Annotated in this window: 25 protein-coding genes and 2 pseudogenes; 16 read left to right on the top strand and 11 right to left on the bottom strand. The window is 47.8% G+C overall.

The window, feature by feature from the left end:
* Positions 1-34: 34 nt before the first annotated feature.
* Positions 35-1,042 carry a 2,3-diaminopropionate biosynthesis protein SbnA gene (sbnA, locus tag TY10_RS04225; RefSeq protein ID WP_272945265.1) on the bottom strand — a complete coding sequence of 336 codons (1,008 nt, stop codon included), beginning with the start codon at positions 1,040-1,042 and terminating at the stop codon, positions 35-37.
* Positions 1,043-1,276: 234 nt separating this feature from the next.
* Between sbnA and TY10_RS04220 the strand changes: the two genes are divergently transcribed.
* Both TY10_RS04220 and TY10_RS04215 read left to right on the top strand, forming a co-directional pair.
* Complete coding sequence (locus tag TY10_RS04220; protein ID WP_081735101.1) at positions 1,277-2,512, top strand: MFS transporter; 1,236 nt, start codon at positions 1,277-1,279, stop codon at positions 2,510-2,512.
* Positions 2,513-2,533: 21 nt separating this feature from the next.
* Positions 2,534-4,309 (top strand): IucA/IucC family protein, encoded by a 1,776-nt coding sequence (locus tag TY10_RS04215; protein WP_042160894.1) that lies wholly within the window; start codon positions 2,534-2,536, stop codon positions 4,307-4,309.
* Positions 4,310-4,408: 99 nt separating this feature from the next.
* Here TY10_RS04215 and TY10_RS04210 read toward each other — a convergent pair whose 3' ends face one another.
* Entirely contained in the window at positions 4,409-5,536 is a 1,128-nt protein-coding gene (locus TY10_RS04210; RefSeq protein WP_042160892.1) for a Gfo/Idh/MocA family protein, read from the bottom strand.
* A gap of 200 nt (positions 5,537-5,736) precedes the next feature.
* Between TY10_RS04210 and TY10_RS04205 the strand changes: the two genes are divergently transcribed.
* From TY10_RS04205 to TY10_RS04185, 5 genes and pseudogenes are all read left to right on the top strand, one after another.
* Positions 5,737-6,075, top strand: a complete 339-nt coding sequence (locus TY10_RS04205) for a winged helix-turn-helix transcriptional regulator (RefSeq protein ID WP_042160890.1) — start codon at positions 5,737-5,739, stop codon at positions 6,073-6,075.
* Positions 6,076-6,188: 113 nt separating this feature from the next.
* Positions 6,189-6,516 (top strand): annotated as a pseudogene (locus tag TY10_RS04200) (hypothetical protein).
* Between the two features lie 220 nt (positions 6,517-6,736).
* Positions 6,737-7,279: a GNAT family N-acetyltransferase gene (locus TY10_RS04195; protein ID WP_042160888.1), complete on the top strand. Its 543-nt coding sequence runs from the start codon at positions 6,737-6,739 to the stop codon at positions 7,277-7,279.
* Between the two features lie 555 nt (positions 7,280-7,834).
* Positions 7,835-8,284, top strand: a complete 450-nt coding sequence (locus TY10_RS04190) for a carboxymuconolactone decarboxylase family protein (RefSeq protein ID WP_042160886.1) — start codon at positions 7,835-7,837, stop codon at positions 8,282-8,284.
* Positions 8,285-8,416: 132 nt separating this feature from the next.
* A complete protein-coding gene (locus TY10_RS04185; protein WP_052350358.1) occupies positions 8,417-9,313 on the top strand; it encodes a sigma-70 family RNA polymerase sigma factor in 897 nt (298 codons plus the stop codon).
* A gap of 68 nt (positions 9,314-9,381) precedes the next feature.
* Here the strand turns inward: TY10_RS04185 and gndA are convergent, their stop codons facing one another.
* Genes gndA through zwf form a run of 4 tightly spaced genes read right to left on the bottom strand, consistent with a single transcriptional unit; the run spans position 9,382 to position 15,040 of the window.
* On the bottom strand, positions 9,382-10,797 hold the full coding sequence (gndA, locus tag TY10_RS04180; RefSeq protein WP_042160884.1) for an NADP-dependent phosphogluconate dehydrogenase: 1,416 nt from the start codon (positions 10,795-10,797) through the stop codon (positions 9,382-9,384).
* A gap of 34 nt (positions 10,798-10,831) precedes the next feature.
* A complete protein-coding gene (fsa, locus tag TY10_RS04175; protein ID WP_042160882.1) occupies positions 10,832-11,500 on the bottom strand; it encodes a fructose-6-phosphate aldolase in 669 nt (222 codons plus the stop codon).
* Between the two features lie 44 nt (positions 11,501-11,544).
* Positions 11,545-13,536: a transketolase gene (tkt, locus tag TY10_RS04170; protein ID WP_042160880.1), complete on the bottom strand. Its 1,992-nt coding sequence runs from the start codon at positions 13,534-13,536 to the stop codon at positions 11,545-11,547.
* Positions 13,514-15,040 carry a glucose-6-phosphate dehydrogenase gene (zwf, locus tag TY10_RS04165; protein ID WP_042160879.1) on the bottom strand — a complete coding sequence of 509 codons (1,527 nt, stop codon included), beginning with the start codon at positions 15,038-15,040 and terminating at the stop codon, positions 13,514-13,516. The genes tkt and zwf overlap by 23 nt, the downstream gene beginning before the upstream one ends.
* Before the next feature lie 177 nt (positions 15,041-15,217).
* On the opposite strand from zwf, the gene TY10_RS04160 reads away from it, so the two are divergent.
* From TY10_RS04160 to arsC, 4 genes are all read left to right on the top strand, one after another.
* Positions 15,218-16,096, top strand: coding sequence for a LysR family transcriptional regulator (locus tag TY10_RS04160; RefSeq protein WP_042160877.1), 879 nt, complete (start codon positions 15,218-15,220; stop codon positions 16,094-16,096).
* Positions 16,097-16,338: 242 nt separating this feature from the next.
* Entirely contained in the window at positions 16,339-16,623 is a 285-nt protein-coding gene (locus TY10_RS04155; protein WP_042160966.1) for an ArsR/SmtB family transcription factor, read from the top strand.
* A 16-nt stretch (positions 16,624-16,639) separates the two neighbouring features.
* Entirely contained in the window at positions 16,640-17,929 is a 1,290-nt protein-coding gene (locus tag TY10_RS04150; RefSeq protein WP_202903143.1) for an arsenic transporter, read from the top strand.
* 24 nt (positions 17,930-17,953) lie between these two features.
* A complete protein-coding gene (gene arsC, locus TY10_RS04145) occupies positions 17,954-18,388 on the top strand; it encodes an arsenate reductase (thioredoxin) (RefSeq protein WP_042160874.1) in 435 nt (144 codons plus the stop codon).
* Here arsC and TY10_RS04140 read toward each other — a convergent pair.
* Positions 18,379-18,756: a hypothetical protein gene (locus tag TY10_RS04140; protein WP_042160872.1), complete on the bottom strand. Its 378-nt coding sequence runs from the start codon at positions 18,754-18,756 to the stop codon at positions 18,379-18,381. The genes arsC and TY10_RS04140 overlap by 10 nt on opposite strands.
* Positions 18,757-18,995: 239 nt before the next feature.
* Here TY10_RS04140 and msrA point away from each other — a divergent pair, with 239 nt between their 5' ends.
* Both msrA and TY10_RS30955 read left to right on the top strand, forming a co-directional pair.
* Positions 18,996-19,514, top strand: coding sequence for a peptide-methionine (S)-S-oxide reductase MsrA (msrA, locus tag TY10_RS04135; protein ID WP_042160964.1), 519 nt, complete (start codon positions 18,996-18,998; stop codon positions 19,512-19,514).
* Positions 19,515-19,680: 166 nt separating this feature from the next.
* Positions 19,681-19,947: a hypothetical protein gene (locus TY10_RS30955; RefSeq protein ID WP_042160870.1), complete on the top strand. Its 267-nt coding sequence runs from the start codon at positions 19,681-19,683 to the stop codon at positions 19,945-19,947.
* Positions 19,948-20,065: 118 nt separating this feature from the next.
* Here the strand turns inward: TY10_RS30955 and TY10_RS04125 are convergent, their stop codons facing one another.
* Both TY10_RS04125 and TY10_RS28650 read right to left on the bottom strand, forming a co-directional pair.
* Positions 20,066-20,866, bottom strand: a complete 801-nt coding sequence (locus tag TY10_RS04125; protein WP_042160868.1) for an SDR family oxidoreductase — start codon at positions 20,864-20,866, stop codon at positions 20,066-20,068.
* A gap of 43 nt (positions 20,867-20,909) precedes the next feature.
* Entirely contained in the window at positions 20,910-21,215 is a 306-nt protein-coding gene (locus TY10_RS28650) for a Cif family virulence factor (RefSeq protein ID WP_052350352.1), read from the bottom strand.
* 110 nt (positions 21,216-21,325) lie between these two features.
* On the opposite strand from TY10_RS28650, the gene TY10_RS04115 reads away from it, so the two are divergent.
* From TY10_RS04115 to TY10_RS04105, 3 genes are all read left to right on the top strand, one after another.
* Positions 21,326-22,204, top strand: coding sequence for a LysR family transcriptional regulator (locus TY10_RS04115; RefSeq protein WP_042160866.1), 879 nt, complete (start codon positions 21,326-21,328; stop codon positions 22,202-22,204).
* Between the two features lie 95 nt (positions 22,205-22,299).
* On the top strand, positions 22,300-23,895 hold the full coding sequence (locus TY10_RS04110) for an AraC family transcriptional regulator (protein ID WP_042160865.1): 1,596 nt from the start codon (positions 22,300-22,302) through the stop codon (positions 23,893-23,895).
* 114 nt (positions 23,896-24,009) lie between these two features.
* Positions 24,010-25,002 carry an ABC transporter substrate-binding protein gene (locus TY10_RS04105; RefSeq protein WP_042160863.1) on the top strand — a complete coding sequence of 331 codons (993 nt, stop codon included), beginning with the start codon at positions 24,010-24,012 and terminating at the stop codon, positions 25,000-25,002.
* Positions 25,003-25,066: 64 nt separating this feature from the next.
* Here TY10_RS04105 and TY10_RS04100 read toward each other — a convergent pair whose 3' ends face one another.
* Positions 25,067-25,627 carry a hypothetical protein gene (locus tag TY10_RS04100; protein ID WP_052350351.1) on the bottom strand — a complete coding sequence of 187 codons (561 nt, stop codon included), beginning with the start codon at positions 25,625-25,627 and terminating at the stop codon, positions 25,067-25,069.
* A gap of 121 nt (positions 25,628-25,748) precedes the next feature.
* Positions 25,749-26,271: pseudogene (locus TY10_RS04095) on the bottom strand (tetratricopeptide repeat protein); the annotation flags it as partial.

Here is a 26,271-nt window from a genome sequence, read left to right as displayed (position 1 = left end):
TTCCAATTTACGATTCACTCCCTTTTCAAATTTGTTATTGTATCGCTTCGATAGGGTGCTGCGGCAAAGCATTAACCCATTTCTCGTCATAAACGCTATCCAGATAGCGTTCGCCGCGGTCCGGCAATATCGTGACGACAGAAGAAGAGGCCGGAATAGTCGGCAGCAGCCTTTGCAGCGCCGCCACAATTGAGCCCGAAGAGCCTCCGGCGAATATCCCCTCCCGCTCCATCAGCATAAGACAGCCAGCGACGGAATCGCGGTCGTCAACATGAATGACCTGATCGATTTCCTCCGGTATGAACAGTTCCGGCACCCGATTCGCACCGATCCCCGGCAGCTCGCGCTGGCGGGATGGCGTCCCGAAAATGATAGAGCCTACAGCATCAACAGCAATGACTTTAACATGGGGATGGGCTTCCTTCACTCTTCTGGAGATGCCAAGTATGCTGCCTGTCGTACTCACCGCGCATACGAGATAATCCAGTTTATCCCCCATCTGCCGGACGATCTCTTCGCCCGCTCCATGATAATGGGCTTGCCAGTTCAACGGGTTCGCGTACTGGTTGATCCAGTAGGCATTGGGGTCCTGCTCTGCCAGTTCTTTCACTCTGCTGATGCGGCTTTTCAAGTAGCTTCCCTGCTCATCAGGTATTTTCACCATGTCGACGTTAGCGCCTAAATACCGGATCAGCCGAAGATTTGTTGACGTGATCTTCGGATCGACAACACAGGTAAACTTCAGCCCGTATCGTTTGGCAGCCATCGCAAGACCGATTCCCAGATTGCCTGAGGTGCTTTCGATCAAGTGCGTGCTCGGTGTAATCGTTCCGTCTTTCAACCCCTGCTCGATGATATAGCGGGCGGGACGATCCTTCATGCTTCCGCCGGGGTTCATCATTTCGAGCTTGGCATAGACCGCTGGACCAGGCGCGGCGAAGAGCGCATTTAAGCGGACCAACGGTGTTTGACCGATACAATCGATAATGCCATCCACCGCTTCGGGCATTTTTTTAGCGAGCTGCAGAGAACTTTTTTCCATGTGAACACACCAGCTTTCTTCTTGAAAAATAGGTATTTTGCCGCTTTTTTTGATAATTGATAATGATTATTGTTTTCATAGGCGAAATACATGCCCATTATGGAATCCCCAACTTCTCCCTGTCAAGATATTTTTTTTATGGATTATTTTTCATTTTTTCTAATTGACAATGATTATTATTGTTGATAATCTGTATCACGCAATCCCTATTCATTTGGTTCAAAGGCAGGTGACATGACGATCACACAGCAATTAGCATGGCAAAAAAATGCTCGAATTTTGTGGGGAGGCCGATTTTTAACGAGTATGGGACTAACGGGAATCAGCCCCTTTATCCCCTTCTATCTGGAAAACATGAATGCCGGGACGATGACGGATGTCCTGCTCTGGACCGGTCTCTCTCTCTCCGCCCCGGCCGTTTCTTACGCTTTGCTCACCCCTTTCTGGGGTAAGCTTGGTGATCGCTGGAGCCGGAAGTGGATGGTCGTTCGCGCCTTGCTTGGCCTAGCCTTGAGCATGCTTCTAATGGCCGTTGCCCAGACTCCGTTCCAGTTTTTTCTATTCCGGCTTTGCCAGGGAGCCTTCGGCGGCATCTCGGACGCCAGCAGCGCCTTCGTCGGAACCCATGCTCCGCATAAAGAGCAAGGGGTCGCACTCGGCAGGCTGGAAAGAGCATCAGCCCTTGGTCTGCTTGCCGGACCATTGCTTGGCAGTCTATGTGTAAGCACTTGGGGCAGCCGTCCGCTGCTGTTTATTACGGCAGGATTAACGGGACTCCTTGGCGTGCTCGCCGCATCCGTTCTGACGGATAAAGACGAGAAGCGTACAGCTTCTGCAGCAGCCAAAAGCACCGGTGTCCTACCGGCCTTTCTATCTCTTGTCCGCCAACCGTTTGTAAGGCGGTTTGTAGCTGCAGGCATGCTTTTCAAGCTGGTCGACTTCTCCATATTCGCGATCTTTACACCGTTCATCCGGGAGCTGTTTCACTCCCCCGCCAGCAGTGCAACCATTGTCGGATTGCTGCTCGCTGTATCATCTCTTGGCGAACTCATCGGCGCTCCTTGGTGGGGCAGACGGAATGACCGGAACCGGCTTGAACGAAATCTAATCATTGCCGGCGTGCTATGCGCCCTATGCTTGGCAGCACAGACCATTCCGCTAGGTATCATATGGCTGCTGATCATTCGCTTCCTGCAAGGTTTTTTCTACAGTGCACTTTTGCAGACCGTCATGCTTGCCGTACTCCGTTCATCCTCCAATTCCGATCGTGGTGTCCGGGTCGGCGCAACGAACAGCCTGCTCATGATCGGCCAAATATCCGGTCCTACGATTGGTCTGTACTTAGGAACGCAACTGGGGATGTCTTCGGTCTTCTTCGTCATGGGCGGCGTCATGCTTGCTGCTTCCTTGCTGTTCTGGCAGCTTCCTGTTCAGGCACAAAGGCCGAATGCGCAGCTGTCTTCCGATTGACAATTTGAAAGGAGTGTCGCTATGCAACTTCATGCCAAGCTAGATCCATCCTCCCCTGCTGTGGACGCTGTCATCAGATCGCAGCAGGAAAGTTTGACCCGGCTATTAAACACATACCTTCGGGAGAGCGGTCAGCATTCTCCAAGCTACAGCAGTCCCTATCGATCCGAACTTAGTCTTAAAATAGCACTGCCGCATATAAAGAAATCACTATATGGCTCTTTGAGGCATCACTCCGCCGGGGGACATCATGAATTTGGGGATTCTTTTTACACCGAGGAACATACACATGCAGAAGAAATTGGCTTCGAAGAGATTGTCGCGCTGCTGCTGGAGGAAGTGTCTTTCGCAGAGAACGATCCGGGGTCCCGGGAGCTGAAAAAGCTGGAGCTGCAAACGCTTCTGCTGAACAGCACCAGCCGGATGGAAGACTATTACCGTCATGCCAGCCAGCAGCCAATGCCTGCTCTTGATTTCCGTTCTTGCGAGCAGTCACTGTTAAGCGGACACCCCTTCCACCCCACACCTAAAAGTCTGGAGGGCTTTAACGAATTAGACAGCCTAGCGTATTCTCCCGAGTACAGGACTGCGTTCCTGCTTCACGGCTTTGCCGTATCGCAGGATTATGTTGTGGAGGATTGGCTTGCGGAATCCTCTGGCCGTACGGATGCGGAGTGGATCCCCGAGCAGATGAAGACCGCTGCTCGCAGCAAGCTTTCAGATGAATATACCAACTATGCCATCCTTCCTTGCCATCCGTGGCAAGCAAACTATTTGCTTTCGCTAGAATCCGTGCAGCAGCTGCTCCAAAGCGGTCATCTCGTAGATTTGGGCTTGACTGGACCGAAGGTTTATCCCACCTCCTCAGTGCGGACTGTCTGGAATCCCGAACAGCGCTGCTTCTTCAAGCTGTCACTCCATATCCGGATTACGAATTTCATTCGGGAAAACAACTATGAGCAGCTGCGGCGCACTTTCGATGCGGCTAAAGTCGTTCAAGCGATACGAGAACGCTATACGAACGAACAGTTTCAATTGCTGCTGGAGGAAGGCTATCGCACAGTTGGCTTATCTGGAACCACTCATCTGGGTGAAGAGCTCATGGCCAGCTTCTCTATGATCGTGAGGGAGGCGCCGGAAGCGTGCAGCTCCACTGAACAGCCCCCTTACGTACTCGCATCGCTGCTTGAAGTACAGCCCGGCAGTGAAGAACCGCTGCTGTTCCAGGCTGTCCGCGAAAGCCAGCCGGAAGAGCCGGCGGATTGGATCGCATGGTTGCGGCGTTATTTACAGTTGTCCATGCAGCCGCTTGTCCGTCTTTACACCGAAACCGGGATCAGCCTTGAGGCTCACGTTCAGAATTCGATGGTGAGCTTGGACAAAGGGATGCCTGCCGTCTTTTATGTGCGGGACCTCGAGGGCATTAGTGTGAATGAAACAATCGCAAGGCGCGAGAATTGGATACCTCATCTCATAGGGGAGAACAGCCCTGTACTGTACAGCGAAGAGGAATCCCGCCATCGTCTGAAGTATTATTTTTTCGTTAATCATCTCTGCCATCTGATTCAACGGCTCGCCTTCTATTCCGGTCAAGCGGAACAGCCATTTTGGCACGAGGTGAAGCTCACGTTAGAGCAGATGAAACGGGAATCTGATCATTCGGCTATGCATGACCTGTTGGACGACTTATTGAACAGCAATGTTCTTCCGGCCAAAGCGAATCTGCTCAGCCGCTTCCACAAGCGTGGCGAAACACCGCTCTATGTCAACATTCCAAATCCGATTAAGGGCTGCTGAAAAGCCAATTAAAAAGAGGTCTTCTCGGAACAATGTCATTAAGCTAAGCATAAACCTAATGACATTGGCTCCCTGGAGACCTCTTTTTGTGCATGCCTATTATAGATACTGTCTTTCACCCGTTTCTGCTGCTTTCACTACCGTATCCAAAAGTCGATGAATATCCACGGCAGCTTTGAAATCAGGCAGTCCGGACGTACCCTCCTGGATATCGTGGGCAAACCGACGATGTGCTTCCGCTACATTGACAAGAGGTCCGCCCTGTTGATAGATGCTCGCCATTACCTGGACGCAGCATTCTGGAACAGAGAGCTCATCCAATGAAGCCAGCGGTTCTCCTTCTATTCTGCGACCGCCCTTCAAGCTGTATGGTCCCATCTGAATGCTGCCTTTCTGATTTTGCAGCACAAGGGTCCCATCCTCCCCGCTAACCTCCATATATAATCCAGGATACTTTACGCCTCCCTGAATATGGACACTAGCAACAGTTCCTCCCTCCAGCTTGCCCTGTATTACAATTTGATCATCCGATGTTTTTTCCACAATTTCATCCGTACCCAAAACCTCAGCTTGCCTATATTGATTCTCCATCGTTGCGGACAGTTCTTTGAAAGGGCCTGCAATATAAGTGAGAGCATCCAGTGAATGTCCGCCGTAGATGGCAAGCAAATTACCGCCAGCGGTTCTGTCAAACACATATTTGCTGTTGCTGTAGCCGAAGCTTCCCATCACCTCGGTATACACCTTCAGATGTACAGAGCGTATCTTTCCTATATATCCCTCTTCAATAAGTTTCTTCATATATATAATCTCGGGTGCCTGCCTCGCCTGCAATCCAATTGCATGATGAACTCCGATGGCTTCCGCGAGCTGCTGCATCTCAATCGCTTCCACGGTATTTGCGCCAAGCGGCCATTCGCAATAGACTGGTTTTCCTGCGGACAGGGCAGCATGTACAGCGTCGTAGTGTTCGCCTACTTTAACGCTTACGACTACCATATCTACTTCGGGATGCTGCGCCATTTCGTTTGCATTTGCAAACGCATAAGGTATGCCGAATTCTAATGCGCTTTGCTCCGCGCTTTCTCTCCTGCTCGTGCTTACCGCAACTAGTTGAAGCTCTTCCAGCTGTTGAATCGCAGGAATATGCGTATGCTTAGCCCATCCATTATTTATGGATCCTCCTATGATGCCAACACGGATTGGTCTATCAGGTACGTTGCTCATTATGAAACCCTTCCTTCTGTAAAATGTAAGCAATTAAAACTATAGCCCATCCTTTGCTCAAAATGTAAGAAGGCAATTTTTCTACAGCTGCTTTACAATTGTAAAGTGTTGAACGATGGACAAAGCCATTTGTCCATGCCCGGCCCATTATGTTAGCATAGAGCGAATAAGAATAGCATTAGGAAGGGACGGCTCTACTCATGGATTCGACAATGGCTTCATGCGGCGAAAATACAGATTTGGCTAGGACGGTTCTGAAAATATTGGAGGGTAAATGGTCATTCCACGTCCTTGCACAATTGTCCAAAAAACAGCCGCTGCGGTTCAACGAACTTAGAAGGCTGATGGGCAATATGAATACAAAAGGATTGACGGATACGTTGAGGCATCTGGAAAAAAACGAAATTATTAATCGTGAAGTTTTCCCTACTGTTCCCGTTTCTGTCCAATACGCTCTAACTCCAAGAGGACAAGAATTGCTGGATGTTCTGGCCGCCATGAAACAATGGGGACAAAAGTGGCTGAGTCCGGGTTCGTGAACGAGCGGTTTCAGAGCAATAATCTATTTATAATTTCTAAAAGATTGTTGTTTTAAAGGATATGAATTGGATTGGAACGAATACATTAACAAGGAATACGAAAAGGAATTATTATGAAAACAATAACTTTATGTGGTTCTACAAAGTTCAAAAAACAATTTGAACAAGCAAATGCATACCTTACACTTCAAGGAAATATTGTAATTAGCCTCGCCTTCTTTGAGCAGAGTGAAGGGTTTGAAATAACTAAAAAACAAGCTGAACTTCTTGGAAATCTCCATTTTAGAAAAATCGATATTTCAGATGAAATATTCGTAATTGATGTAAATGGTTACATTGGAAATAGCACAAAAAAAGAAATTGAATATGCAAAAAAAAGGAAAAACAATTCGTTACTACTCTAATGGTGAAATTGCTTCAAATGAATTCAACTGTTTGTGAATCTCCTTCAATAAAGCCACCTCTTTACAGGTGATTCTTGTCAGTATACGGCATATCATAAAACTTCCTGTAAAGTTCTATCTACTCCACAAAATCAATCCTTAATATAGCTAATCTAACGCTGACAAGAGCAACAGTATTTAGAAATAGGGTTTTAAAACATAAAAATACAATACTCCGTAAATGTTAAAATATCCTATCATTTCATGAGGAGGCTGCCATGGTAATCGAGACAGAAAGGTTAATATTAAGAGAGTTTATTCCGGCAGATTTAGAAGCTATACATGAGTATGCATCCAATCCAGTTGTCGTCAAGCATATGCTATGGGGACCGAACTCTATAGACGATACTCAAAGCTACTTGGATATGACCTTGGGGATGCAGGAACAGAAACCTCGCCAAGGCTTTGAATTAGCCGTTATTCTAAAAGAAAGCGGTCAATTAATTGGCGGCAGCGGCGTTCACATCTGCAGCCCGGCAATCGGTGAACTAGGTTACTGCTTCCATGAGCTCCACTGGGGACGAGGCTACGCCTCAGAAGCCGCCCGCGCCCTGCTCTCTTTCGGCTTCGGTGAGCTTAATCTTCATCGGATCTTCGCAACCTGCCGTCCGGACAATATCGCATCAGCCAGAGTCATGCAAAAGATTGGCATGCGCTATGAAGGACATCTTAGGGAGCATATGTGGCACAACAAAGACAATAGATGGGTAGATTCGCATCAGTATTCGATTTTGAAACAAGACTATAAGCAGCCTCTTTGAAGCTTTGATTCATTTATAACCTCGCCTTGCTGCGCTTTCATATTAAGCAACACACAAAACAATACCTCCTCATTTACGTACAGTTGTCGCTCAAGCTGCTGAGAGTATCTCGGCAGCTTTATTGCGCTTTAATCCCCCTCTGGCTGCACCCAAAACGAATCAAAATGTAAATGTGCATGTTGTTAGGCGTGAAATCGGCGATTTGTCGCTTCAAAATGCAAATGTGCAGTTTGATTGGCCTAAATCAGCTCTATAGAGTGAAATCGGGCGATTTCAAATGTACTTTTACATTTTGAACGGGATTTTGGGTCATTTGACCTCCATCAGCCTGCACTTTTACATTTTGTTTGAGCATGGAGAACGACAGAACTAGTCTAACAAGGCGGTTCAACATCACAGTGGCAATATGAAATGCAGCTTCTCGACACCTCAAGGACGATTGCCGCATTGAGGTGATCATCTTTTTTTACAAAAACAATCATCCTGCTGTCACAAAAATAAAGCCTTAATTGTCTTAGATATCGTTAGATCATTACAACACTTGGAGGAATCGATATGAACTTACGAATGCATGCACATAAAGTTAATCCGGCTGCTTATCAGACGATGATGAAGCTGGAAGAGACAGTGAAGCAAATGAACGGCGATCCGATCCTGTTTGAACTAGTGAAAATTAGAGCTTCCCAAATAAACGGCTGCGCGTTTTGTGTCGATATGCATACGAAGGACTTGCGCAAACTAGGAGAAAGCGAAGAGCGGATGAGCCTGATTGTCGTATGGCGCGAAACACCATTATTTACAGAGAAAGAACGTGCAGCATTGGCGCTAACCGAAGCTGTGACTCAAATCTCCAAAGATGGCGTGCCGCAGGAACTTTATGACGAAGTGCGCAAGCACTTCAACGAAACTGAATTTATCTCGCTTATTATGGCGATTAATGTCATTAACAACTGGAATCGTATCGCAATCTCTACGGGCATGTTCCCAGGTTGCTACGACAATTAATACAATCGCAATGCAGTGAAGCCACCCCCACGGTCATATCATTAAGTGCAGCTTAACTTAATGACATAGACCGCAGGGTGGCTTTATTGTCTATATATTGATAGGATGATTACAACGGAGGTTGATATGCCTGTGACGTCGAATGAAATGACGCTGGAAGTTGAACAGCTGTATCGGAATTATAAACCGCTGCTAATTTCCATTGCCTATAAAATGCTCGGTTCGATGGCGGAAGCCGAGGATGCAGTTCAAGACGTGTTCGTTACGATCAGCAAGCATGGCGCCGATACGATCTCGCATCCGAAAGCCTATCTCGTTAAGCTGGTTACGAATCGCGTCCTCAACGTCATGAAGGCTGCTCCGCGCAAAAGGGAAAGCTATCCCGGAGAGTGGCTTCCAGAGCCCGTTATTGAGCTTGGCTGGGAGGACGCCCCGCTTGAGCGGGTCATCCAGCATGAGCAGCTTGGCTATGCCCTGCTAGTCCTGCTGCAAACCTGTACGCCACCGGAACGTGCCGTATTCGTCCTGCGCGAATCTTTCGGCTATGATTATGCCGATATTGCTGCGATGATGGACAAATCAGAAGCCGCTTGCCGGAAAATCTATAGCCGGGCATCCGCGAAGATCGGCCAGTCCCAGCATGGGGATAAAATAGTATTAAATGACTCCATGGAGAAATTTGTTCAATCCTTCTCCCAAGCGATCGATAGCGGGCGATTCGACTCCTTTATCCATCTGCTCACCGACGATGCTGTCCTGCTCAGCGATGGGGGAGGTGTCGTTCGTGCGGCAATCAATCCGATCGAAGGACGCCAGCGGATTGCTGCCTTCCTTACCGGAATCGCGGGAAAAGGTTCGCTCTCCGGAGAGTGGCTTCCTGCTTCGGTTAGCGGTCAACGAGGGCTGCTTCTTAGCCGGGAAGGATTGCCGCCGCTCGTTCTCGTACTGGAGCCGGATGCTGAACTCACTTCCATTCGCAGCATATATTTGATCGCCAATCCGAATAAGCTTACACGTATTACTCCATGAACGAACGCAAAAAAAGGAGCAGTCTGCAAATGCAGCTGCTCCTTTCGTCTATCCATTATAAAGCTCTATTAAGCTTGATCCATCCATTGAAAATGGAAGCTGCCTTCACGATCAAGACGCTGGAACGTATGCGCTCCGAAGTAATCGCGCTGTGCTTGCAGCAGGTTGGCAGGCAATCTCTCTGTGCGATAGCTGTCGTAGTACGCCAGCGCGGAAGCAAATGCAGGAACCGGAATGCCGCGGGTAACGGCAACGGAAATGACGTTTCTCCATGCATCCTGATATTGCTGTACAATACCGCCGAAGTAGTCGTCCAGGAACAGGTTTTTCAGTTCTGGGTCGCGGTCATAGGCGTCTTTAATATTTTGCAGGAAACCGGCACGGATAATGCATCCGCCGCGGAAAATCATCGCAATGCTGCCATAGTTCAAGTTCCAGTTATACGCGTCCGAAGCGGCGCGCATTTGCGCAAAGCCTTGCGCGTAGGAAGCGATTTTGCTGGCGAAGAGCGCTTTGCGAACGGCTTCGATGAAGGCTTGCTTGTCACCGTCATAGCCTGCTGCTTCTGGTCCGCTTAGCTTCTTGCTGGCTGCTACCCGCTCTTCTTTCATTGCCGAGATAAACCGTGCGAATACGGACTCCGTAATAATCGACAGCGGCACGCCCAGATCGAGGGCGCTTTGGCTCGTCCATTTGCCTGTTCCTTTTTGTCCAGCGGAATCCAGAATGACATCCACCATCGGTTTGCCGGTCTCCGGATCGGTTTTCGAGAAGATATCAGCTGTAATCTCGATCAGATAGCTGTCCAGCTCGCCATTATTCCATTCGGTGAAAATCGAATGCAGCTCTTCTGTGCTTACATTCAGCACATCCTTCAGCAAATGATAAGCCTCGCCAATCAGCTGCATATCACCATACTCGATGCCGTTATGCACCATTTTCACATAGTGTCCAGCTCCGCCTTCACCGATATAAGTGGAACATGCATCGCCGTTCACTTTTGCCGAAATCGCAGTTAGAATCGGCTCGACCAGCTCATAAGCGCTTCTTTGACCGCCGGGCATAATCGCCGGCCCCTTCAAAGCGCCCTCTTCGCCGCCCGATACGCCTGCGCCGATGAAGCGGAAGCCTTTGGCCGACAGCTCTTCATTTCTGCGTTGCGTATCCGGGAAGTAAGCATTGCCGCCGTCGATCAGAATATCGCCTTCGCTGAGGTGAGGAACAAGCTGATTGATCGTGTCATCCGTCGCTTGACCGGCTTTAACCATAATGAGAATTTTCCGCGGTGTTTCGAGGGATTGAACAAACTCTTCCACGCTGTATGCGCCGATAAAGTTTTTGCCCTTCGCTTCCTCAAGCAGCTCATTCGTTTTCTCTGGTGAACGATTATAAAGCGCGACTGAAAAACCTTTGCTTTCAATATTTAAAGCGAGGTTTTTGCCCATGACGGCCAAGCCTACCACGCCGATTTGTTGTTTTGCCATTGTGAAATCCTCCCTTTCTATTGGACCTTTATGATTAGTTCTGAGCTGTTTTTTTCCAATCGGCAGCGAATTTCTCCAGACCTTGATCAGTCAGCGGATGCTTGGAGATCTGCTCGATAACAGAGAAAGGAATCGTCGCAATATGTGCGCCTGCCAGTGCAACGCGAGTTACATGATCCGGGTGACGGACAGAAGCGGCAATAATTTGTGCATCCAGACCATGCGTGCGGAACACTTCTGCAACTTTGACGATCAGTTGAACGCCATCCTCCGAAATGTCATCCAGACGGCCAAGGAAAGGTGATACGTAAGTGGCGCCAGCGCGGGCAGCCAGCAATGCCTGATTAACTGTGAAAATCAGCGTAACGTTCGTCTTCACGCCTTTTTTCGTTAAGTAACGGCAAGCCTCAAGGCCAGCGAGCGTCATTGGCAGTTTAATGGTAATATTTTTATCGTAATTGTTGATTTTGATAAGCTCATTCGCTTGGGCGATCATCTCTTCAGCCGTAATCGCATCTGGTGTTACTTCTGCAGATACGGACTCGACCTCAGGTACTAACTTCAAAATCTCCTCAATGCGGTCCTCGAACTTCACGCCTTCTTTGGCAACGAGAGAAGGATTGGTCGTTACGCCGGACAATACACCGATTTTATAAGCCTTTTTAATATCTTCCACATTTGCGGTATCAATAAAGAATTTCATGATTCATTACCTCCATTTATTGGTTGATATAATTGCTTAATTGATTACAGCAGCTCTTTAGCCAAGCGGACTACATTTTCCGTTGAGAATCCGAAGTAATCCAACACTTGGTTCCCCGGACCGGAAGCGCCAAACGTATCAATCGAAAGCACTTTGCCCGATGGTCCCGCATAACGGTCCCAGCCAAGCGAGATGCCGGCTTCAATCGCAATCCGTTTCGTTACGGAGTCAGGAAGTACGCTTTGCTTGTAAGCATCGTCTTGACGATCAAACCGTTCCCGGCTTGGCATCGCCACGACACGTACCGAGAGATTTTCCTGCTCTAGTACAGCTTTGGCACTCACCGCAAGCGATACCTCTGAGCCCGTTCCAATAAGAATCAGATCAGGTTTATCATTCGTTTCGGTCAAAATATATGCGCCTTTGGCGACCGCATCGACATTGCCCTTCGTTGCTTCATAAATAGGCAGGTTCTGTCTGCTGAGCACCAGTGCAACAGGACCTTCCTTCTGCTGCAGAGCATAAGCCCATGCGCTAGCCGTTTCATTGGCATCGGTTGGACGTATAACCGTCAGTCCCGGAATCGTGCGAAGCGCAGCCAGATGCTCAACCGGCTCATGCGTAGGTCCATCTTCACCTACCGCGATGGAATCATGCGTAAAGACGTAAGTGACAGGCAGCTTTTGCAGCGCAGCCAGACGGATCGACGGGCGCAAGTAGTCGCTGAATACGAAGAACGTGCTGACGAATGGTTTTACTCCGCCATGAAGTGCCATACCGTTGCCGGCTGCGCCCATCGCATGCTCGCGAACGCCGAAGTATACGTTTCGTCCGGAGTAGGACTCCCTTGCAAAAATTGATTCGCCTTTAATATCCGTCATTGTAGAATGCGACAGATCGGCGCTGCCTCCGAAAATCGAAGGAACCGTTTTTACATAATGGTTAATCGCATCACCGCTGGCAACCCGCGTAGAAATTGATTTAGAGCTATCGAAGGTGAGAATGTCCGAAGCGTCAATCGTTACCGTACCGTCAATAACCTGCTTGAGCTCCTCGCCCTGTGCCGGATATTGCGCCGCGTAAGCAGCCAGCAAACCATTCCACTCCGCCTCTTTTGCAGCGCCGTTTTGCTTGAGCTGCTCGAAATGTGCCTTTACCTCATCCGGTACGTAAAACTCTTCTTCATATTTCCAGCCGTATACTTCCTTCGTTGCTTTCGCTTCTTCCTTGCCCAGCGGATTGCCGTGCACCTTGTTCGTACCCGCCGCCTTGCTTCCGTAACCGATTATTGTACGGACCTCGATGAGCGTCGGCTGCGAATCATGCTGCTTGGCCGCCGCAATGGCTTTAGCGATTTGCGCCACATCATTGCCGTCTTCAACCCGCAAGTAGTGCCAATTCGCTGATTCCGCCCGCTTCTGAATATTTTCGCCAAAGGAAAGGTTAAGATCGCCATCCAGTGAAATATCGTTGGAATCATACAGTACGACCAGTTTGCCCAGCTTCATATGTCCCGCCATCGACATGGCCTCGTACGAAATGCCTTCCATCAAGCAGCCGTCTCCGACTAAAGCATACGTGTAGTGATCAACAACCGGGAATTCAGTCTGATTGTATTTCGAAGCTAGATGAGCCTCCGCCATTGCCATTCCGACTGCCATCGCAAGTCCTTGGCCAAGCGGCCCCGTAGTTGCGTCAATGCCATCGGTATGACCGTATTCGGGATGTCCAGGCGTCTTGCTGTTCAGCTTGCGGAACTGCTTCAAATCGTCAAGCGAAACCTGATAGCCTGACAAATGCAACAGGCTGTACAGCAGTGCAGATCCGTGACCTGCGGATAAAACGAAACGATCGCGGTTAAACCAATTGGAGTGACCCGGATTATGATTCAAAAATTGGGACCACAGCGCGTAAGCCATCGGCGCAGCACCCATCGGCAGTCCCGGGTGACCGGAGTTGGCCGCGTTGATGGAGTCGATCGACAATGTACGGATTGTATCGATCGCTAATTGATCAATGGTTTGTGTTGTAGGCATATTGTTCTCCTTCTTTCAGTTGAATTTCGACTTCTGATTTATCATCGAACCACCAATGGTAGCCGTCCGCTGCAAGCAGCGCATGGGCTTCGGCAGGTCCGTAAGAACCAGCTTCGTAAGGACGAAGAGGAACTAAGTTCTCTTCGAAGGCTTCCAGCACCGGCTGTACCCATTGCCAAGCCAGCTCTACTTCATCCCAGTGCGCGAAGAACGTCGGATCTCCGTGCAAGGCATCGAATATCAGGTTCTCGTAAGCTTCTGGAGCATCCTCTTGCCCTGAAAACAGATCGATTTGAACCGGCTTGAACTGGCCTTTATTCTTCGTATCCTTCGTATTGATTTGAAGCGTGATTCCTTCGTTCGGACTAATCTCGAAGATGAGAAGATTCGAAACCGTCCCTTTTTTATGCTCAGAAGCAGGATGCTGCAGCGGCTCTTTGAATTCAATAACGATCCGCGTCGTTTTTTCCTTCATTCTTTTGCCGGTCCGGATATAGAAAGGAACCCCGCGCCAGAAGAAATCATCAATTTGCAGCCGAGCTGCAATAAACGTATCATTCATGGAGCTCGCATCGATTCCAGGCTCCGACGTATAGCCGACAACCGGTTGACCATTAATGCTGCCTGCTCTGTACTGGCCGCGAACGACGCTGGCTGCGACATCCTGCTTCTGCAGCGTCTCCACCGCTTCCATCACCATTTTCTTCTTAAACCGCACTTTCTCGGAGGTGCTGATATGCGGAAGCTGAACGGCAAGCACCATCAGCATTTGCAGCATATGATTCTGGAACATATCCCGGACAGCACCAGCCTGATCATAATAACCCGCTCGTTCTTCGACACCGACCGTCTCGCTCGCAGTGATCTGCACGTTAGCGATGTAACGGTTGCTCCATAACGCTTGAATGACCGGATTTTCCTGCTGCAAAGCCTCAAGACGCTGCACCATTGGCTTGCCAAGATAATGGTCAATTCGGAAAACTTCTTCTTCGGCAAAAGATTGGCTGAGCTTCGCATTCAAGTCGCGGGCAGACTGCAAATCATGTCCGAATGGCTTCTCAATCACGAGACGCTTCCAGCCGTCTGCGGAGCCTAGACCGCTTTGCTGAATTCTTTCGGCGATCGTCTCGAAAAACTCGGGACCAACCGACAAATAAAACAATCGGTTTGGCGTTGCCTGCAGTTCGGCTTCCCGCAGCTCGATCCGGTTCAGCAGCTTCTCGTAGTCCTCTACGTGGCCGATATCCAGCACATTGTAGCGGAACGCGCTTGAGAAACGTTTGATTAACAGCTCATCGCCCGCTTCCCGTCTAGAGAAATCGCGAAGCGACTGCTCGACGTTCGCTTGAAACGTTTCGTCCGTCAATGCTCTTCTCCCCAGACCAAACACGGTGAAGGATTGCGGCAGCTTTCCATCGAGAAATAAATTATATAGAGCAGGGTAAATTTTTCGTTTCGCTAAATCCCCTGTTGCACCAAACAATACAAAAGTAGTTGCTTCCATGTTCAATCTCCTTCCATCAGAGCGATTCTAAATTTCTTGCATGGCCGTGACGGATGCGAATGCGCCCATCTGCGTGTCAATCTGCAAGCTCTGGTTTCTTTTTCTTAATTCCACTATAATACGTTTATAAGCTATACAAGTAATTAATATATTTCACAGGAGCTATAGATCACGTCTATGAACAACAATTACGAGCTATATAAAGTTTTTTATTGGGCAGCGAAGACAGGCAGCTTAACGCAAGCGGCCAAGGCGCTGTATCTCACTCAGCCAAGTGTTAGCCACGCTATCAAGCAGCTTGAAGAAAGCTTCGGCATCACGTTGTTTTACCGCAATTCCAAAGGCGTTTCACTCACGCAGGAAGGCGTCGTCCTCTACTCCTATATTGAGAAATCGCAAATTCTTATCTCATTGGCGGAAGAGAAAATGGCCGCGCTGAAAAACCTGGACAGCGGCGAGCTGCGCATCGGCGGCAGCGATTCGTTGTTCAAGCATTATTTGCTTCCCTATCTAGAAGAATTTCATCAGAAATATCCCAGCATCAAGCTGCATTTAAATCACGGAACGACACCGGAAATTATTGCGTTTCTAAAAGAAGGCCGCATCGACTTGGGTGTCGTTCGGATGCCGATCGTCGACTCTCAGCTTGAAGTGCGCGAAAGCATTCAGCTGCAGGATTGTTTTGTAGCAGGCGCCCGCTATGCCGAGCTTAAAGATACGGTCTTATCGCTGGACTCACTGCTGGAGCATCCCGTTATTCTATTCTCCCGGAACAGCCGGGCCAGAATGGCGATTACGGAGTTGTTTCAAAGCTATGGCTACACATTGAAACCAGAGATTGAGGTAGGGAGCGTCGATCTGCTTATTGAATTTGCACGCAGAGGGCTTGGTATCTCCTATGTGACGAGGGAATTTGTCTCCAAGGAGCTGGAGGAGGGTTCGCTTTTTGAGATTCATCTGGATGTGCCTCTGCCTCCCTCCCATGTCGGAATTATGATCATGCGCAATATGCCGCTTACGAATGCGGCGAGCAAGTTCATTGAGTTAGTGCGCTGATTGACTGCTGACCAGTACAGCAGAGCGTTCTGAGCGGATGACTTACACTTAAAGGAGCACCTGTCGTATAAGGTGCTCCCTTTAGGTCGTCCAAAGTTCCTGTGTTTATGATTATTATATAATCAATTGCTGATATAATTATTTACTTATATAATAGAGTGAGTGTATGATAGTTTCAGACATCGGGATTTTATTATGGAGGTGATGAGTTGAACCAATCTGTTGAGCAATTGGCGGAGACGATGAAGCTGCTTGCCGACCAGACAAGACTAACAATCATCGCGTTGTTGAAGGAAAAGGAAATGTGTGTAAACGATATCGTAGATATATTGGAGACCACGCAGCCGAATGTAAGCCAGCACTTAAGAAAGCTGAAAACCGGCGGTTTGGTGAAGGAAACGAGAAAAAGCCAGTGGATTTACTATGCTTTGAATGTTGCGGATAAACCTTACTTAAACAGCCTATTGGAAGAGCTTCCATCCATGAAAGATAAGCTCGGCAAGCTTAACCCGGATTGCTGCAATTAAACAACAGGAGGACATTATGCTCACCGCTGCACTTATCTTTATTCTTACAATCATTCTTGTCATCTGGCAGCCCAAACGTTTAAACATCGGTTATTCGGCTATGGGTGGAGCGGTTGTCGCACTTCTGCTCGGCGTCGTCAGCTTTCAGGACGTCTGGGATGTGACTGGCATTGTCTGGAATGCAACGCTGGCTTTTGTCGGGATCATCCTGATCTCTTTAATTTTAGATGAAATCGGTTTTTTCGAGTGGGCCGCCTTGCATACAGCCCGTTTTGCCAAGGGCAACGGCTATCGGATGTTTGGCTGCGTTATCTTGCTGGGCGCAGTAGTATCCGCCTTTTTCGCCAATGATGGCGCCGCTCTGATCTTAACACCAATTGTGCTCGCGATGGTCCGGGCGTTGAAGTTCGATGCCAGAATGATTTTGCCATTCATAATGGCAAGCGGATTTATATCCGATACGGCTTCCTTGCCGTTTGTCATCAGCAATTTGGTCAACATCGTTTCCGCCGACTTTTTCGGGATCGGATTTGCCGAATATGCCGGCCGGATGATCATTCCCACTTTATTTTCCATAGGAGCCAGCTTGCTCGTTCTTTACCTTGTTTTCCGCAAAAAAATCCCTAAACATTATGACGCTCAATCGCTCATGCAGCCGAAGGAAGCCATTAAAGACGTTCGTTTGTTTAAACTGTCATGGTTCATTCTAGGGGCTTTACTTGTTGCTTACTTATTCAGCGAGTTTCTCCATATTCCAGTATCGATCGTTGCAGGAATCGCTGCTCTCGTCTTTATCCTTGCTGCCAGGAAAAGCCCTGTCATTCATACGCGAACCATTATTAAAGACGCGCCGTGGTCCGTCGTTATTTTCTCCATCGGCATGTATGTCGTTGTCTATGGATTAAGAAATGCTGGACTTACCGATCAATTGAGCAGGGTATTTCAGTGGGCTGCAGACCAAGGCTTGTTTGTTGCGACTGTGGGAACCGGCTTTATTGCCGCCATTCTCTCCTCCGTCATGAATAACCTGCCTACCGTTATGATCGACGCATTAGCAATTCACAGCACCAATACGAGCGGCGTTATTAGAGAGGCTCTTATTTATGCCAACGTCATTGGCTCTGATCTGGGTCCAAAAATTACGCCAATCGGTTCGCTCGCTACGTTGCTCTGGCTGCATGTTTTGGCTAAAAAAGATGTAAAAATCGGCTGGGGCTATTATTTCAAAACGGGAATCGTTCTTACACTTCCGGTTCTGTTCTTTACGTTGTTCGGACTCTATCTATGGTTAACGATACTTCATTAAGAGAGTTAAAGGAGACTGGCCGATATGGAAAAAAAGCTTATATATTTCTTATGCACAGGCAACTCATGCCGCAGTCAAATGGCAGATGGTTTCTTGAAGAAGCTTGGCGGGGAGCGCTTTGAAGTGGAAAGCGCAGGCCTGGAAGCGCATGGCTTAAACCCGAGAGCGGTACACGTCATGCAAGAAGCAGGTGTCGATATTAGCAGTCATGCCTCCAATGTAATCGACCCTGCTATTTTGAACCGTGCGGATTATGTCATTACATTATGCGGGCATGCCGATGAACATTGTCCTGTCATCCAGAGCCCCAACGTCATTAAGCAGCATTGGGGCTTCGAGGATCCGGCTCAAGCAACCGGTACAGAAGAAGAAATTATGGCCAAGTTCCGCAACGTTCGGGATGCGATTAATGCCCGTATTCAGCAATTTATTGAGCTGGAGCATGAAACTCAAGAATGACCGTACCAGGCTTTCATCTCCGGTTTATTTAAGCGCCACAGTACAAGGATCGGCAAAATAATGCCTAGCAGAAAGCCGATATTTTGCCAGACGAAATACTCGATCAATCGCAACACGATCAAAAGCCAGGCAAGTGCAACGGCATAATTCCGCCGGCTTGCCTCAGGCTGGCTTAAGCGGTAAGCTGCCCAAGCGGCTGCAGCGCCGAAAATAATCATAACCGCTGCCAGCACTGCTTTCATCGTTTCAATATTGCCTATAGCGTATATTCCATTGACTATATTTACAATGGCGGCAAGGTACAGCAGTAGTTGGGTGATCAAGACTGCCGCCGGTTTCTGGGCCTGCTCCCCTGGGTCATTTGACATGATTGGCTCTCCTCTTTCTTTTATCTTGATTACTTGTTGTTTATATTCCCCAAGCCTGCTCGAAAATAAAAGAAGGCTGCTATTGCGTGTTTAAGCCAACGTTTACATTATCCATTAATTTAAACTATGCTTCCGAAGTAGCTATGCTGGCAGGTGAAGATAGACTTCTATCTTATTGCCTATTATAATTAGAAACTACATGTGCAACTTTACTGATCGAGAAATGGGGAATTGAAATGATACAAAAAGCAACATTTGCTGGCGGATGCTTCTGGTGCATGGTAACTCCTTTCGAGGAACAACCCGGCATTCATGGCATTATTTCCGGTTATATGGGCGGCGAGCTCGAAAATCCGACTTACGAGCAAGTACTGACGGGAGAAACCGGACATTTGGAAGTCGTGCAAATTACGTTTGACTCCTCGATTTTCCCTTATGAGAAGCTGCTCGAGCTCTACTGGCCGCAAATTGATCCAACGGATGCCGAAGGCCAAGGCAATGATCGCAAAAGCCAATACCGCACCGCGATCTTTTACCATAATGAGGAACAGTTCCAGCTTGCTGAAGCATCCAAAGAAGCTTTGGGACAAAGCGGCCGTTTCGATAAACCTATCGCAACATTAATTCGCGAAGCCGAAGTTTTCTACCCTGCGGAAGAGTATCATCAGAACTATCACCGCAAAAATCCGGAGTTCTATAAGGAATCCCGAATTTATTCCGGCCGCGATGCCATTATCGAGAAATACTGGAGCAAATAATCCGATTAGGCTGTCAATGCATGAACATGCATGGGCAGCTTTTTTTATGCAAATATGGACTTAACCACTACAAATAGACGAATGCCTCCGAGATAAATACCCAGTCATAGACGAATATCGTGACATAACTTAAAGAGTACTCAAAACTCAGGAGGTGCTTTAATCAATGTCCGGATTTGGTGGATCTCATCATATTGGAATCATTTTGGTTCTGTTTATTTTGTTAGTGATAATCGCTTGCAGCTGCGGAATCTTCGGCGGCTATGGCGGCTACGGCAACAATGTTGGCGGCATCGGTACCGGTGGTTACGGTAACAATGTCGGCGGCATCGGTACCGGTGGTTATGGCAACAATGTCGGCGGTGTAGGCACTGGCGGTTACGGCAACAATGTTGGCGGCGTCGGTACCGGCGGATACGGTAAAAGCTACTAAGAAAACCTCCTCATCATCTGCCAGTAAAAAATATCTCCAAATACGCAAAAGGCCCATCATGACGGGCCTTTTGTTTGTTATTTCCTGTCCTATTCGATTTGTGCAGCAGGAAGTTAAGTTAAATCGTCGGAATCGTTCCCCCGTCGATGACAAATTCACTTCCTGTAATTGCAGATGCCCGGTCCGACACGAGAAAAGCGGCTAATTCAGCAACCTCTTCCGGCAACCCCGGACGGCCAAGCGGAATGCCTCCCAGTGAATTCATTAATTGCTCAAGCGCACTATCTCTGCTGCCCGTTGAAGTAGCCATGCGATCAATCAAAGCATCCGCCGCCTCCGTTTGAATAAAGCCTGGCGATAGCGTGTTTACACGAATGCCGCGAGGAGAAAACTCGTTGGACAGGCCTTTGCTGTAATTGGCAAGTGCAGCTTTAGCAGCGGCATAAGCAAGTGTCGTCTCGTATAACGGCAGCTTACGTTGAATGGACGTAAAGTGGAGTATAGCCCCTGCTCCTCCTTTTAGCATAAGAGGAACTAGTCCTTGATCCAGCCGTACAGCAGAAAGTAAGTTCCAATTCAACGCTTGCAGCCAATCTTCATCCGACAAAACGAGTGCGCCTCCTGGAGGTGTAGATGAACCGCCAACGCAATGTATGACAATGTCGATGCTTCCCCACTCCTCCTTAACAGCTTGAATAATTTTATCGGTACCCTCTCTAGATGCCAGATCAGACTGAATGAACAACACCGATTCCGGTATATCCGAAGACAAGGACCTTGCCGCAGTCATGACGGTGGCACCGCCTTTCACAAGCTTGTTGACAACTGCTTGTCCCATCCCTTTAGTGCCGCCGGTTACGAGCACCTTTTTACCTGCAAATTCGGAAGCATGTATATACGAATGATGGATTTGATTCATGTGAGCTAGTCTCCTTACGTTTCTGAAATGTTTAAGCTTTTGATTAGATTGTTCTCCATTCTAAAGGAAAAATTAAAAAATAAGGACAATTCGGGTAATCGCCGTTGATTTCAACCCTTAAACTTGGCTCTTCTGCTTCAAAAACAGAGTCTAGAATCGTCAAGTTTACCCTTGAGCCAATATACTCACCATCGCTCCATTCTCTAATAGCCGTTTTCCCTTCAAAAACCCGATTATCGTCGGTCAGAACTGCATCATCGGCAAAAGCGGCAAGCATGTCATCCGTTTGATGCGCATTGCTGGCAAATACGAAACTGGCGATCGCTTCAGGCAATTTATTAGACAACATAGGTTGATCGCTCCTTTCTTACGTTGAATTTTACACGCACAGTTCTGATATGTATAATTGATTAAAATAATAAAAACAATGAATAATATTCATGAAAAAAGGTGCTCATAATGGAACTCACACAATTGGAATATTTTCTTGCGGTTGCAAGGCTGCAGCACATGACCCGCGCCTCGGAATCCCTTCGTATTACTCAGCCTGCACTAAGCCATGCAATCTCTAAGCTCGAGACCGAAATCGGCGTTCCCTTATTCGACCGTAACGGCCGCAATATCAAACTGAATCGGTATGGAACAATGTTCTCCAAATGGATCGTCCAGGCTTTGCAAAATATTGAGAACGGCTTGCAGGAAATTGAAGAATGGTCCAATCCGGAGACTGGTGTCATATCGCTTGCCTATCTCAATATTCTCGGCGTCGATTTAATTCCAAATCTCGTGAAATCTTATCAGTCAAGTAATCCCAAGGCACGATTTGAGCTAACGCAAGGAAATATCGGTGACATTAATGAACAGCTGGAGCAAGGCTTTGCAGATATCATGATCACCTCCAAGGAATCGGTAAACAATGATCAGGAATGGATCTGCATCAAGAAAATGCCGCTTTATATTGTCGTATCTGCCGACCATCCATACTCAGACCGCAGTTCTCTTGGAATGATGGAGCTGTCAGGAGAGCCCTTCATCGGATTGAAAAATAATTGCGGATTGAAAGCAACCATCCTATCCCGGTTTCACGAAACCGGATTTCATTTGGCTTCGACTTATGATGCAGAAGACTTGATCACAGTTGCTGGATTTATTAAAGCTGGACTCGGCGTATCCGTTCTGCCCCGAACGTTAGGGTTAATGCTCGATGATCTCGTATGGATTCCAATTGCCGATGAGGGCTGGAATTGGGAGATCGGATTAAAATGGCGTAAAGACGGATTTATCTCCCCGGCAGCCAAACGGTTTATGGCGTTTGTTTCCTCTTCGTCTGCGATTTAACCGTCTTCTGCCTTGATGGATAGATTGCAACCACCTGTCTATCTGCATATAATATAATTGATAATAATTATCATTATTAACAATTGAGGTGCAGCATGAATTTATCTGAACTTAGTGGTTGGATCGTTACGAACGTCACCAAGAGCGCCATTTCATCCCCCCGGCAGCTCTTGGAACATTCTACGCATACATCGGAACGAACGCTGTTTGTCGTCATTGAAGGGAAAGGTACACTTCACACCTTGAGCGGTACTTTCCCTTTGAAGCCTGGGATAAAATGGATTTGTCTGCCTGATGATGCCGCAAATTACGTGCAAGATCCTGCCCAGCGTATGCAGTGGATTCAAATTCGTTACCGTGTTTCTGAGCATTTCGAAAACGAAAACGATGGATTACCTCTCGCACAGCCTGCCTTTGACGAGCAATCGGTCACCTTCGCAAATGCACTTTACGAGCAGTGGAGCATTCCCTCGAATGAAGACAGTCAGCAGCAAAAGGCGACGCTGCTCGCATGGCTGATGCTGTTATTGGATAATAGCAATAAACAAAAACATTCTAGAGGGGCTTCCACCGCTATTAGCCGGGTAATCGAATATATGGAACGTGCTTATTCGGCAGACATTCAACATCGAGAGCTGTCAACGATTGCTGGTATGACCTCTTCCCATTTCTCTTTTGCTTTCCGAAAGCGAACAGGCCATCGGCCAATGGACTACTTGGCTGATTTGAGAATCGGCCGAGCCAAGCAATTTCTGCATTCGGACGGATTGAATGTAAAAGAGACCGCACAGAAGGTCGGCTTCACGGATGAATATTATTTTAGCCGCCGCTTTAAGCAGCGTGTTGGTGTTTCTCCCGCCGCTTATGTGCAGATAAGAAAAAGCGCGATGAGAACAATCTCCCTTACCTACACCGGTCAATTATTGGCAGTTGGACTAAAGCCGCTGGGGGCATTCCGTCAACACTTGGCGAATCAATCCGTTGATCCGTTGAAAATGGGCATCGCAGATGTCGGCGATTTTTACCATATGAACTTGGAGTCTATTGCAAGCCTCTCTCCAGACTTGATTGTGACTGCGCAAGACGTCCCCCGATTTGAGCAATATCATATGCAATTGAAGCGAATTGCTCCTATAGCCGTCATTCCATGGGAGCAATACGATGTATTCGGCCATCTCAGGCATGTTGCGGGAATTGTTGATAAGGAAAAGGAAGCAGAGAAATGGATTAGCTTGCATTTCGAGCAAGCCGAGCAAGCCCGAGAGGCTGTTTTACCTTATGTGGGAAAGGAAGAAAGCGTCTCGCTGTTCCGAATTTCTGGTGAAACGATCGGGCTGTGGGGCGGGCGCGAGTTCGGGCATGTTCTCTATCAGACACTAGGACTCAAGCCTCCGGCGACAGTATCCCAGCTGATGGACGAACAGAAAAACTTCAACCCCATAAACCTGCGACTTGAAGAAATGAAGCATTTTGCCGGAGATATCATGTTCATATCCGTACCCGAGGACTCCGTTTCCCTCGCTTATTTGGAGCGCCTGATGACAGAACCAGCCTGGAAAGAATTGAAAGCCGTGCGAACAGGTAACATATGCCGGATCTCAGATACGCTATGGAAGTTTTATGAGCCGCGGGCCATTACGGAGCAGCTGAAGCAAGCCGTAAATTTGCTCCGATCCCGGAAATCCTCATAAATGGGTCGTACGGAAGTACAAATCGATATACAGTCCATTCTCTTGAACTAGGAGGGCGTTTATGATTTTCATTGAGAATAAATATCATTTGTATTGAAGGAGCGGTTTAGAGAAATGGGTACAAGCAAAATCACAGCAATGGTAATCGTGCTGCTCTGCACGATGATGTTAGCGGCATGCGGCAGCGGGGTTAATTCTAACGACGCAAGCCAACAACCGCAAAATAGTCCTGCCGTTCAACAGGCTGACAATACTCCAGAACCGAGCGCTGAAACTGAGCATACATTGCGTACGGTAACCGACGATCTCGGACATGTGCTTCAAATTCCAGCCCGTCCCCAAAGAGTGCTTGCGCCTTATTTGGAAGATCCGCTGACGGTTCTAGGCGTGAAGCCAGTCGCACAATGGTCGAACGGTGACGTTGTGCAGCAATATCTTCAAACCGGTCTGGCCGGCATTCCGAAGGTTGACTTTTCCAGCGGCAGTCTTGATCCTGAGCAAGCTGCTTCCCATACCCCTGACCTGATCATTTTGATCTTTGACTCTTGGGCAGAGAACGGGATGTACGAGGCTTATTCCAAAATAGCTCCAACCTATGTGTTCAAGGATGGGATGAGTGATTGGCGGAAGACGCTTCGTACATTAGGCGATTTGCTCGGCCAGACGGATGAGGCAGAAAAGTCCATTCAAGCCTATGACGCTAAAGTCGCGGAAGCGAAACAACAAATTCAACAGTCCATTGGTAATGAAGAGGTCGCATTGCTATGGCCAAGCGGTAAAAATCTGTTCCTTCTAAGCGCTCTCGATTACAGCGGGAAGCTGCTCTATGAAGAGCTCGGCATAAAAGAACCATCCCTTGCGCATGGTCAAAGCTTCCAAAACTTGTCGCTGGAGAAATTGCCTGAGCTCGGCAATGCCCATATTTTTCTCATCATGCAATACAACGATACGGAAGCAAAAGAGCTGCAAAGCAAATCGGTATGGAAAGGACTTCCAGCCGTCAAAGAAGGGCGGGTTACTGAAATCAGCTGGAATCACTGGATGAACAACGGTTTAATTGCCAACCAATTGAACTTGGAGGATACACTTAAAACGCTAGTGAAATAATCATATCGTTTCACCCTATTAAGAGCGAAAAGCCTGGATTGAATCTTCCAAGCTTTTCGCTCTATTAATTTATTCGGGCACCCTCAAACCGGGTGGCTACACCGCTTTGTATGTCACCATTTTCACCGGTAGCTCTAGCAAATACCTCTACCCGATCCCTGACCTTCAATTGCACAATGCCGGATGCGTCAATAATGCCTGTTCTTGGCGTGAAATTTTCCTGATCTGTAATTCTCGGCACGCCGTTCACCCGAATTTCCAAATCCATCCTGACCGGCGTCATTGTAATCTGCTCAAACGCAACGCTTGCAACAAGCGTGTATACGCCATTTTGCTTCGGACGGAAGGTCGATGTAGCGGAATTGTACTCATTGTTCAGATCGAGCTCTTCCACCTGATATTGAACTTTACTAAAAACTCCGTTCGTCAACGTCTGATCAATACCGGAAATTGCTGCAAATGCTGATTTTTTAAATCGTGCACGCGTACATTTTTTTCGACTGACCGGCTTGCATTCCGTCTGCTTGGACACTGTCGTTTTGCGAATCGTTGTTTTGCAAATTGTTCTCTTAACGACTGATCCTTTACAAACCGGTTTTCTCGTCCCTGTTCTCCGTAATGTCACTTATTCTCCTCCTTGTATGGCTGTCCATTGCTATAAAAGATAGATTAGAATATAGCAATCTATTATATGGATTTTCCCAGTCATAGAAACGGTATTAGCCTGGAGAAGAAGAAATAAGGCGTTACATATTTCCGGACAGCAAATCTTCAAGCAACTGTTTGTTGTATAAAAGATTGGCATCCTCCGGGGCATAAGCGAGGGCCAACTCGTTATGCTTATAGGCTTGCTGAAGCTTGCCCAGACTGCCGTAACATACGGCTAGCTGCTCATGAGGCAGCCAGGTCCATGCTGCATGATTGACACCATATAACCGATTATCAGGTTTCTCTAGCTTAAGCGCCAATTCATACCAATTGACAGCTTTCTCAAAGTCTTCATTTTCCTGAAAGTAATAGGCAATCCGACATACGTAATCGGCACGCGGCACATCATAGTGAAACGTCTTCAATAGTGCTAGCAATTGTTCATCCTTGCAGCCGAGCTCATGATAACAATGAGCCATTCGATCGCAAGCATCCAGTTTTTCTTCGAAATAACCGCTCGGATCATCCAACTGACATTGATAAATAGCGATTGCCTTCTCGTAATGCCCATTTGCGGTCAGCTCCATAGCATAATGCAATAATTGCCGATGATTGAGTACA

Source organism: Paenibacillus gorillae (genome assembly GCF_000513275.1).
GTDB classification, from domain to species: Bacteria; Bacillota; Bacilli; order Paenibacillales; family Paenibacillaceae; genus Pristimantibacillus; species Pristimantibacillus gorillae.
This window is presented reverse-complemented; position numbering and strand designations above follow the sequence as displayed.